The sequence below is a fragment of the Rhodonellum sp. genome, assembly GCF_030656585.1.
Lineage (GTDB): Bacteria > Bacteroidota > Bacteroidia > Cytophagales > Cyclobacteriaceae > Rhodonellum > Rhodonellum psychrophilum.
This window is the reverse complement of the sequence record NZ_JAUSPP010000020.1, coordinates 83,264-93,833: the sequence shown is the minus strand read 5'-3', so window position 1 is coordinate 93,833 and position 10,570 is coordinate 83,264. Positions and strand designations below refer to the sequence as shown.

At 41.9% G+C, this 10,570-nt stretch carries 7 protein-coding genes; 3 read left to right on the top strand and 4 right to left on the bottom strand.

Annotated elements, in window-relative coordinates; translation table 11 throughout:
- Window positions 1–196: 196 nt before the first annotated feature.
- Together Q7J63_RS04670 and Q7J63_RS04665 are read right to left on the bottom strand one after the other, a co-directional pair.
- The gene (locus tag Q7J63_RS04670) at window positions 197–1,870 is read right to left on the bottom strand and encodes a RagB/SusD family nutrient uptake outer membrane protein (RefSeq protein ID WP_304884344.1); all 1,674 of its coding nucleotides are present in this window, start codon (window positions 1,868–1,870) and stop codon (window positions 197–199) included.
- 12 nt (window positions 1,871–1,882) lie between these two features.
- A complete protein-coding gene (locus tag Q7J63_RS04665) occupies window positions 1,883–4,852 on the bottom strand; it encodes a TonB-dependent receptor (protein WP_304884343.1) in 2,970 nt (989 codons plus the stop codon).
- A 328-nt stretch (window positions 4,853–5,180) separates the two neighbouring features.
- On the opposite strand from Q7J63_RS04665, the gene Q7J63_RS04660 reads away from it, so the two are divergent.
- The 3 genes from Q7J63_RS04660 to Q7J63_RS04650 all read left to right on the top strand — a co-directional run bounded on the left by Q7J63_RS04660 (window position 5,181) and on the right by Q7J63_RS04650 (window position 8,708).
- Entirely contained in the window at window positions 5,181–6,332 is a 1,152-nt protein-coding gene (locus Q7J63_RS04660) for a helix-turn-helix domain-containing protein (protein WP_304884341.1), read from the top strand.
- 436 nt (window positions 6,333–6,768) lie between these two features.
- Window positions 6,769–7,821, top strand: coding sequence for a ThuA domain-containing protein (locus tag Q7J63_RS04655; RefSeq protein ID WP_304884339.1), 1,053 nt, complete (start codon window positions 6,769–6,771; stop codon window positions 7,819–7,821).
- Between the two features lie 35 nt (window positions 7,822–7,856).
- Window positions 7,857–8,708, top strand: a complete 852-nt coding sequence (locus Q7J63_RS04650) for a sugar phosphate isomerase/epimerase (RefSeq protein ID WP_304884337.1) — start codon at window positions 7,857–7,859, stop codon at window positions 8,706–8,708.
- Between the two features lie 151 nt (window positions 8,709–8,859).
- On the opposite strand, the gene Q7J63_RS04645 is transcribed toward Q7J63_RS04650, so the two are convergent.
- Entirely contained in the window at window positions 8,860–9,666 is an 807-nt protein-coding gene (locus Q7J63_RS04645; protein ID WP_304884335.1) for an alpha/beta fold hydrolase, read from the bottom strand.
- 6 nt (window positions 9,667–9,672) lie between these two features.
- The gene (locus Q7J63_RS04640; protein WP_304884334.1) at window positions 9,673–10,497 is read right to left on the bottom strand and encodes a sugar phosphate isomerase/epimerase; all 825 of its coding nucleotides are present in this window, start codon (window positions 10,495–10,497) and stop codon (window positions 9,673–9,675) included.
- Window positions 10,498–10,570 lie beyond the last annotated feature (73 nt).

The following is a 10,570-nucleotide window of genomic DNA, read 5'->3' as shown; positions in this document are numbered from 1 at the left end:
AAATAATTAATATGATTATCCGTTTTTCTGCCAGTTACTTGATTTTCTCTCAATATCGGACTTGAAGACCGAAAACGGAAGAAATCAAAAATTCTGAATTTTTCGGGTTTTTCAACTGGCCCATTGGTCTAGTGGAAAAGTAGTGGATATACATACCATTTAATATTAACATTCAAGAATATGTGAGTCCCTGGATTTAATACCCTTCATTTTGCTTCAGTTCGGCATCTTTGTTCAAATCAATCTCAGACTGAGGGATAGGGAATTTCATGTGAAAATCCTGCAAACCATCTGTCGTTTCAATTTCACCATTCGCCAAAGGACTCGTCCCGTTCAATCTTCTGGCTCTTTCCACAAGAGTCCCCGTCCTGACGAGCGTCATTCTTCTGTTTTCTTCGGCCAAGAGTTCTCTCGCTCTTTCATCCAGGATAAAATCCAGGTTCATTTGTCCCGCGTTCACCAGAGGTGCATTGGCCCTTTCTCTCAACACATTGATGTCAGAAGCTGCGCCTGCCAGGTCTCCCTGAAGCATCCTAGCTTCTGCCCTTAACAAGTAAGTCTCGCCCAATCGCATCAACATGAAATCTTTCCACATACCATAGCCAAAAACATCTCTGTTATCAAATTGACCCCACTTCATAGAATAGGGAGCCATTCTCCAAATAGTATCTGCGGGAAAAATTTTAATGACATTTCCATTAGTAAGGGTAAATTCTGAATTTTTACCATAAGGTACCTCTTGTCCTCTTATGTTATCGTAAGCACTTCCCCTGTTATTAAAATACAATTTCCTTTTGATGTTAAACGCTGAGTTTCTCATGTCAAGCTCATCGTACAACCCATATAAAACCCAATTATTAAGTCTGACCCTTGCGATACCTCTTCCACCAAGAGAATCTGCTGGCTCCATTCCTGGAATATCGTAATATCCACCTACCCATAATCTTCTTTGCTGTGGGTTTCCAGAACCACCACCTGCAATATCTGCTGGGTTTTCCATTTCCAAAACCCAGATAGCCTCTGTATTCCCTTGGTTCCTCCGTTGATTTCCTTTGATAAACATGTCAGAAAAAGGATCTCCTGGGCCATTTGCATTTACACCATATCTCTGATTGACAAGAGAATACCTTCCATTGCCAATGATTGAAGAGGCTTGTTCTTCTGCCTCCGCTGGTTTTCCTAGTCTTAGGTAAACCTCTGCAAACAGTTGGTGTGCCATCATTTTATTGATTCTACTTTCATGACGGGCAGATCCTGCATTAGGAAGAAATTCCGTTGCAAAAATCAAATCCTGCTCGATAACTGCATTTATTTCATTGACTGGTGTCCGAACAAAATCCGTTTTTGGGGCTGTCAGAGGCTCAATCAATAGTGGGACATCTCCAAAGAGTGTAGCAAGCATATTGTATGCATAGGCTCTGAAAAAACGCGCTTCTGCATTGAATGCGCTGATTTCCTCTACATTCATCCCCGTAGGATTATTGTTTTCAGCACTATTGATCAATATGTTGGCATTATTGATCAGGACATACAATGAACTCCATGTTTTTCTAGAAGCTGGATCCAATGAGTTCATCTGAGAATAGCTGAAAAACGATCTTGAATCACCGTTTGACCTACCGGAAGGTGCCCACAAAATATCTGTTCCCACATGCCATATCCCTATCAAGGTTTGATCTTGATCCGTATTGAGCATGGAAACAAAATGTCTATGCAAGCCAATGGCTGCAGCATCAAAGCCCAATCGATCATTCAATGATTCCGGAGCATATCTGTCCAGGACTTTCTCATCTAAGAAAGATTCGTCGCAAGCTGTATTGGTAATTACCAAAACACAAAGGATTCCTATATATATGATTAATTTTTTCATTTTCTTTCTGATTTAAAGTGTTAGGTTAAGACCAAAGGAAACTGTGCGGACCAAGGGGTAATTATTGGTCCAATTCCCAGATCCTCTTGGATCATAATTCATCTCAGGATCCCATCCAACCCATTTTGTAAAAGTGTGCAAGTTTCGGCCTGCCATGTAAAGTGTCAATCCTTCAATATTGTATTTTGACAGAAATGGTTTAGGCACGACATAACTCACCCTTACATCTTTGATTCTCAAAAAGCTAAAATCTTCCGTAAACTGATATCCTCTGTAATTTCTGAAAGCTGCAAGACCAGGCCAGTAATTGTCCTGGTTCTCGGGAGTCCAGTAACCGACCTCTTGAGGAATGTTTCTCCTCCCTGCCTCATCCGCATAGGACAAGTCTCTATTGCTTTTTAAGCCGCCCTTCACTGCTTGAAGGAATATACTCAAATGGAAGTTTTTGTATTTGAAATTATTGGTCAATCCTCCTATCCATTTTGGATCTCTTTGACCCAATATCATTCTATCTTCTGCATTGATGATTCCATCACCATTCTGGTCCCTATATTTGAGATCCCCAGGTCTCGCTACAGGGTCATGATTGGCTACTTCTTCTCCAACTTGCCAAATACCAATTTTTTCATAATCAAAAACCACCCTTAGCGGTTGACCTATGAACCAACCGTTTCCAATATCATCACGACCATCCCCGTAAAGCTCCAAAATTTCATTTCTGTACCTGGAATAATTCAATGATGTTTCCCAGGAGAAATTATCTTTGGCGATGTTTACGGTGTTTAAGGTAAATTCAAACCCTAGGTTTTGCATCTTCCCTAAGTTTGTCAAAACATTGGAATAGCCAGTGATATTGGGGAGGTTTCTTCGCAATAAGATGTCATTTGTCACAGTTTTGTAAGCTTCGACAGACCCTCTTATTCTATTTTCAACAACTCCAAAATCCAAAGCCAAGTTGGTCGAAGTGGTGGTTTCCCAATTTAGATTAGCATTCCCTAAATTGTTATAAAGTACCCCTACTAAGGGTGTCCCGTTGAACGGCTGTAGAAATGTATTGGCCGTTGTCGCAGTTTGATTCACCCCAATGGCTTGATTTCCTGCTTGTCCGTGAGACAACCTAAGTTTTAACTCACCTACTGAACTGGCATTTGCCATGAAGTTTTCGTTGTGAATATTCCATCCCAAGGCAATGGATGGGAAAAGACCATACTTGCTTGTGTTTGCTCCAAAAGCTGAATATCCATCTCTTCGGGCAGTTACTGTCAATAAATATTTACTCATGTAGGAATAATTCACCCTTGCCATTTGAGACAATAAGGTGTAGCTGTTTCCTGCCGATCCGGTTTGTTGTGTCGATCCTGCACCCATATTGTTGAAAGACAGCGCATCATTTGTAAAAATCCTTGATTGTCCACTTGTGAAAAAATAATCAACTTTTTGTGCACTGTATAAACCTGTAAAATCAAGTCTATGCTCGCCAATCTCTTTGGTATAAGACAAAATATTTTCCAAAACCCAATTGGTTACTTCTGTATTGGAAACATTGGCCGTGCCGTTTAAATCATTGAATTGGCGGCCTGTATACTGGGCTGTTCTGTCGATATTGTAAGTATAGTTACCATTGAGCCTATAGGTCAATCCTGGAAGAAAACTTGGGGTGATGTCCACATAAGCACCACCTGACAAGGTTTTCCTTCTGTCTTCTCTGTCCACCGTAAGTCCTAACATCGGATTTAAGAAAAGCTGCTCGGGTGCCATAGGGAAAATCTGATATTCTCCATCATCATTCGTAGGTCTTGAATAAGGACTCATGGCAGTCGCCAAAAGCAGGTTTACCCTTCCACCATCTTGATTTCTATCCGTAAAGAATGCGCTGGTACCCACTTTGATTAAATCATTGATCTTTGCATCTATATTTGTTCTGAAAGAAGCTCTCCCAAACTGATATCCTTTGACCACGCCCTCTTGGGCAACCTTAGAGCCAGAGACAAAGTATTGAACATTCTCTGTCCCACCCGAGATACTCAAATTGTGCTCGGTGATTCTTCCTGTTTGTGAAGCCTCATTTAACCAATCGGTGGTGATTCCATTGTTGAAATTTTCAACTTCCGCAGCATTGGGGAGAATGTTCGTCATGGAAAGATTGTTGGCCACTAAAAAATCTGAATATTTTTGAACATATCGATCTGGGCCCATAGGTGTTAGCAGATTGCCAATCCCCTCAAATCCAGTATAGGCATTGTAGTTAATTCTAGGTTTTCCAGATGTAGATGAACCTCTCTTTGTAGTGATAAGGATGACCCCGTTGGCACCTCTTGTGCCATATATCGCAACCGCGGATGCATCTTTTAGAATCTCGATTGATTCAACATCATTGGGACTGATGTCATTGATACTTCCAAAAAATGGGGATCCATCTACGACCAAGAATGGGCTTGTGTTGGCATTGATTGAATTGACTCCTCTGATCTGTAAGCCTCCCGTACTTCCAGGAACAGATGAACCTTGAGTAACTGTCAAACCAGCTGTAGTCCCCTGAATGGCTTGGGTGATGTCCGTCACCGGAAGATTTGACAACCTGTCTTTCGGAACAGATGCCACGGAACCTGTAATGTCTGATCGCTTCTGCGTACCATATCCAATCACTACGACTTCATCCAGCTGGCTAATATCCTCCTCCAACAAAATCTCTATGTAGCTTTTGTTATTGATACTTATTTCCTGTTGGGAAAATCCAATAAATGAAACAGTGATGCGCGAAGCGCTGGAATTAACACTGATTTTGAATTTTCCATCCACATCCGTTACGGTTCCATTTGTGGTGGCTTTTTCTAAGATCGTCACCCCTGGTATGGGTAAGCCATTTGAGGCTTCTTTTACAACTCCTTCGATTGTGATTGATTGATTTTGAGCATCAGCAGAATTTGCCAACATCAAAAAACAAACCATAAGGACAGTTATCCTTCGTATTAGTTTATTCATAATTAAATTGGGTTGATGTTAATTGATTTGATTTGATTGTATTGATACTTATTGAAATTCTGAGTTCGAATTATTGTGGTGATTATTCTTTTTCACAGACTTTAACCTTATCACATTATAATTTTTGTAATCAGAGAAACATTCAAAATTAAATTGCTTCAATCTGCATTTCTACCGACTTTGAATGCTGTAATGATTGTAATTAAAAATTAAAAATCTAAATTTAACATTCTTTTAACGGTATCTTTAACGGTTAAAAGATGACTTGAATCAATTTAAATGGCATTTTTCTAAGCACCATGACACCGATACCCAAATCCTAAAACCCATGGACCAATCAAAAAAACTAGAAGTATTGCGGCATTTGCTTGAGCATAAATTGTTCTCAAGATCGCCTTCTACGAGCATGTTATTGAAATATCTTGTCGAAGCATCTTTAGAAAAGAAAGACTTGAAAGAAAATACAATTTCCATGGAGTTGTATGGAAAGGATTATGCAGATGAAAAAAGTGCAGCCCACATGCGGGTAAATATCTATCATCTCAGAAAAAAAATAGAAAAGTATTACAGCACCGATGGAGAAAACGATGAAATCAAATTGGAAATCAAAAAAGGTCAGTACCAAGTTGAATTCATCGAGAGATCAAATGACCCTCAGTTGATCATCCAAAGAAGAAAAAGGAGGTATTTCGTCTTGGCTGCTTCCATACTTTTGGCAATTTCCCTCGTTTCTCTCTCGATTTATCAAAAAAAAATCCCCGTTTGGCAACCCTTTTTTAGCAACAATAAACCTACCACTTTATTTATCGGAGATTTTTTTGGGATAATGGGAACTACAGTCACAGGGAATACTGGCTGGAATAGAGATTATGATATCAACAACCTTCAAGACTACTATAAATACCTGGAAAGAAATCCAGACAAAAAAGAGCAAATGTCCCCGGCAAACTATCCTTATGTCACAGGATTAGCGGCCATTGGAACGATGAACATCTCTAGGATTTTCCATTTCAACGGCAATGACTTCGATATTCGTTTTACCTCTCAAACGTCCATAAAAGACATTTCCTCTGTGAACTCCATCTATATCGGTCCGGTAAAGAACAAAAATATTTTTCTCGCCCTTTTCAATGACAGTAACTCAAAATTCAAAATTGACCAATACACCATCTCCTACAAAGATGCCGCTGCCGAAAGAGATACTTTGATCAATTTGAGTATTGAAGATGGTACAAAATATGAACATGCCGTCGTTTCGAGAATGAAAGGGCCCAACGGCACAGAGCAGTTTATGTTTTTCTCCGATCATGATATTGGGGTAAAAGCTACCACAGAAAAATTTACGGATATCAAGTGGATAGAAGAAGTGTTTTTCAAAATGACTGAAGAAAACATTGAGTATTTCACCGCGGTATTTTTGGTGAGAGGTCAAGAAAGGACAAGCCTTGAACTTGAACTGCTGTTATGGGAAAAGTTGTGAAAAGTGACTTTATTTGTGTGAAAAATAATTCTGCAATAAATTAAGAATACCGGAAAATCGAATCCAGACCTAATTGTAGACACATCTTCCTAATTGCTCTACCAGGGGAGATAAGGCCCAAATTTTCTAATAGTTTTGAGAATTCAGAGTGTCAAAAGTGTTTCATTCGTCTATTTTTTGGTGATTATGGAAAAGTCGAACAGGGTTGATTCATCTCATAACCTTTTCTATTCCATTTATTTGAGGTGATTTCTCCTATAAGGTTCAATGATAAACTTTTAAAAAGTTGTATTCTTTTTTTAGCTTTTCCCCACCCCATTATTCCACAAAAAGCTTGATTAGCGATATTTTAAAAGAATCATTCCCGTGCATATAAAAAATGTTTAAGATTCGCGATATTTTGTCCTTATTGATTCCGATACTAAAAAAATGACCCATGACAACACGTTTTTTTCAATCCATCACCTTTCAACCCAATTCGAGCATCCGGTTTTTGATGGCCTTTGGCATGCTGTTCTTTTTCTCTATCGCCTGTCAGGCACAAAAAGATGTACAATGGCTTCAGTTTGAAGGCAAAGAAGGTCCCGGAAAAGGGAAACACATCGTCTTGATCAGCGGGGACGATGAATACCGCTCCGAGGAATCCATGCCGATGCTTGGCAAATTGCTCGCCGAGCACTATGGCTTCAAGTGTACCGTCCTATTCCCCATCGACCCAGAAACGGGGGATGTCGTTCCCTCCTACCAAAACAATATTCCAGGACTTGAGCATTTGGCAACTGCGGATCTGATGATTCTGCTTACCCGGTTCAGGGAGTTGGATGATCAGCAAACCCAATATTTTGAAGATTACCTAAAATCGGGAAAACCAATCATCGGCATGCGGACGTCCACCCATGCTTTTCATTACTCCAAAAACAAAACCAGCCCTTTTGCGAAATACGGTTTTGACAGTAAAGAAAAGGATTGGACTGGGGGCTTTGGCCAGAAAATCCTTGGCGAGACATGGGTTGCCCATCACGGTGACCATGGCAAAGAAGGAACTAGGGCCTTGATCGATGGCCCGGCACAACTCGCGGATCACCCCATCTTGAGGGGTGTGAAAGACATTTGGGTAGCTTCCGATGTGTACACAGTGAAAAACCTCATTCCGGAAGCAAAGGTCTTGGTTTACGGACAACCCACCAAAGGGATGACCGCAGACGCAGCTTTGATTTGGGAAAAATCGGTTATGCCCATCGCCTGGACCAAGGAGTATCAAATAGAAGGTGGCCAAAAAGGAAAGGTTTTCACCACCACCATGGGCGCATCTGTTGACCTGGAAAGTGCCGATTTGAGGAAATTAATTGTCAACGCCGCTTTTTGGAGCCTTGATATGCCGGATAAAATCACGGAGGACATGAATGTCTCCATTGTGGGAAATTATCAACCCACTCCATTCGGTTTTGGCACATTCCGGAAAGGGATGAGGGTTTCTGATTTCAAGTGATTTAGCAAACAAATTTGTCCTTACAAATCAACATCATGAATAAAATTGGATTTAATGTATTGGCTTGGTCCGCAGACATGTCGGATGACCTCATCCCCATTCTTGACAGACTGAAAACAATTGGATACGACGGAGTGGAGTTCTTTGTGGGTTCTCCCGATAAGGCTGCCTACAGCAGAATTGGCAATTACGCAAAGCAGATTGGCTTGGAGGTCACGGCTGTTTTTGTACTGGGCCCAGACGAAAACCCAATAAGCCCCGATGCCCACAACAGGCAAAAAAGCCTCGAAAAAATCAAGTGGACCATTGACAGGGCACATGACTTGGGTGCAAAAGTAATCTGTGGGCCTTATCATTCCGCTTTTGCGACGTTTACTAAAGCGGCTCCACAGGAAATTGAATATGAGCGCAGTGCCGAGATCTTACACCAAGCCGGAGAATACGCAGCCCAAGCCGGGATTTTGCTCACTCCGGAGGCACTGAACCGTTTTGAATGCTACCTCTGCAATACGATGGAGCAACTCGCTTATTTGATCAAAAAAGTGGATCATCCCAATGTGAAAGCCATGTTTGATACCCACCATGCCAATATGGAGGAGAAAAAATTCCGGGATTCCATCCACAAAATCGCGCCGATTCTGGGCCATTTCCACATCAGTGAAAATGACAGGGGCACACCTGGATCCGGACATGTCCCCTGGGATGAAACATTTGCAGCATTGGCCGAGATCCATTACAAAGGCTGGCTCACCATCGAAGGTTTCACCCGAAACGATCCCGGTTTTGCCAACTCAATCGGTGTTTGGAGGGAGTTTTCCGAACCTTGGGACATGGCCGAAAGTGGTTATAAATTTATCCGGGAAATGGGTGAAAAGCATGGGCTTTGATTCGCGTAATTTTTGTGAAGTGTTGAGGAAATGGGAATTGACCTCAGAATTGCAAGCTTAGTGTGCGGAGAATAACCCTTTTATTCTCCGCATATTTGTGGTGAATAAACCATTCAATTTCCTTTGATTCGGCGCTGATTCCCAATCGGCTTTACTTCTGATTTAAAAGCCAATCCCCCACCCTTACATTAAAATCCTCCAGATTTTCCCAATGAAAAGCATGCCCACTTTTCTCATAAAGGTGCAATAATGAGCCGGGAATCGCTTCTGCCACCTCATGGGTCATCCAGACGGGGGTAAAAGCATCTTCTTCCCCTCCCAAAACAAAAGTAGGACAACTGATCCCTGACAATGCATCCAAAACCGAATGATGGATACAGGCAGCAGCCTGTCCTTCCAAACCGATCAAGGGTTGTGGATTGGGATCCAGAGCGGCATTTTTCCGGTCTTCCAACAGACCTTCGTACACTTCCTCATCATCCCAGGAGCATTTTGAAAAGATCAACAGTTGGATATAAATGCTGAATTCCTCCGGAACGAGCCTGGCCTTGCAGTCTGCCATGTGCTGAAATATTGCCTTCGTAGTATTGTCACATCGTGCCCAGGGGCACATCAAAACCATTGCGCTTATTCTTTCGGGAAAATTGATGGCCAATTGCTGAGCGATGATACTGCCCATGGATACGCCCACAACCTTGGCAGAGGAAATCCCCAAATGGTCCAACACTTCGATACAATCCTTCGCCATCTGCAAGGAAGTGTAGGGGCCGGGTGGCTTGTCGGATTTCCCCACACCCCTATTGTCGATCAAAATGCACCTGAAGTGTTTTCCCCAATGGGCAACATGCTTATCCCAGACTTCACCGACTGCGGTGATTCCCATGATCAGTAAAAGGGGATCACCTGAACCCCTTTCTTCAAAATAAATATCAATTCCGTTGGCGTTTATGGTTGGCATGGTTTCTTATTTTAATCCGGGAACCAGGGTTTTGTGGATCCATTGTCCATCGTGGAGCGTGACAAAATCCGGATCTTCCAAAGCTTCCTTTCCTTCATCTTCACAGATAATCCAACCCTTGTAATGGATATCCTTAAGCCATTGGGTGATTCCCAAAAGATCAACTCTTCCATTTCCCATTAGGGCAAATTCCGGATTTCCATCCCAATCTTTGTAATGGACATGGTTGATCAGGGATTGATATTCTTTCATTTTCCCGAGGGGATCCATGCCCCCATTGATGATGTGTCCGACATCCGGACACCATCCCGTGGCCGAAGCATCCAAAGCGTCGAGGATCACTTGATAATCCTCCTCGGTTCGGGTGATGGAACTGTGCGGAGAATTTGGGTGAAAACTACTGATCACGCCATGATCCGCAGCTCTTCTGGAAACTGTATTCACGATATCCGTCAGGTTTTTTCTCCTTTGGACAAGGTCATGACGGCCTGTTGGAATCTGAACAGTACATAGTACTGAACCCGGAAACTTTTTGAGAAATTCAATGGCATTGTCAGCTACTTTCCGCTCTTCGTCTGTCTCCTCTTTGGCGTTCCAGTCCAATGCCAAAGCGACCGCTGCCAATTCTATACCCTGTTCCTTCAGTTTTTCCTCCAACAAGACCGGATCACTCAATTTCCCCATCCAAGAAAAAATAGGTTGGATTCCCGTAAAACCGGCCTTGGCAATGATTTCAATCATATGCCCCAACTGATCTTTGTAGGTTATCCCGTTGTTGTTCATGTACCAGGTATAAACTTCAGCTCCGAATTTGAAGGGTAATTGTTGCATCTTATTCTCCATTTAATTTCAAAAATGATTCAAACCGCTTTCCCATTTGGGGCACACCAGTAACCAATAATAC

Excerpts from the sequence above, each read along its gene's own strand:
- Q7J63_RS04670 (WP_304884344.1), bottom strand. The coding sequence starts at position 1,870 with ATGAAAAAATTAATCATATATATAGGAATCCTTTGTGTTTTGGTAATT.
- Q7J63_RS04660 (WP_304884341.1), top strand. The coding sequence starts at position 5,181 with ATGGACCAATCAAAAAAACTAGAAGTATTGCGGCATTTGCTTGAGCAT.
- Q7J63_RS04655 (WP_304884339.1), top strand. The coding sequence starts at position 6,769 with ATGACAACACGTTTTTTTCAATCCATCACCTTTCAACCCAATTCGAGC.
- Q7J63_RS04665 (WP_304884343.1), bottom strand. The coding sequence starts at position 4,852 with ATGAATAAACTAATACGAAGGATAACTGTCCTTATGGTTTGTTTTTTG.
- Q7J63_RS04640 (WP_304884334.1), bottom strand. The coding sequence starts at position 10,497 with ATGCAACAATTACCCTTCAAATTCGGAGCTGAAGTTTATACCTGGTAC.
- Q7J63_RS04645 (WP_304884335.1), bottom strand. The coding sequence starts at position 9,666 with ATGCCAACCATAAACGCCAACGGAATTGATATTTATTTTGAAGAAAGG.
- Q7J63_RS04650 (WP_304884337.1), top strand. The coding sequence starts at position 7,857 with ATGAATAAAATTGGATTTAATGTATTGGCTTGGTCCGCAGACATGTCG.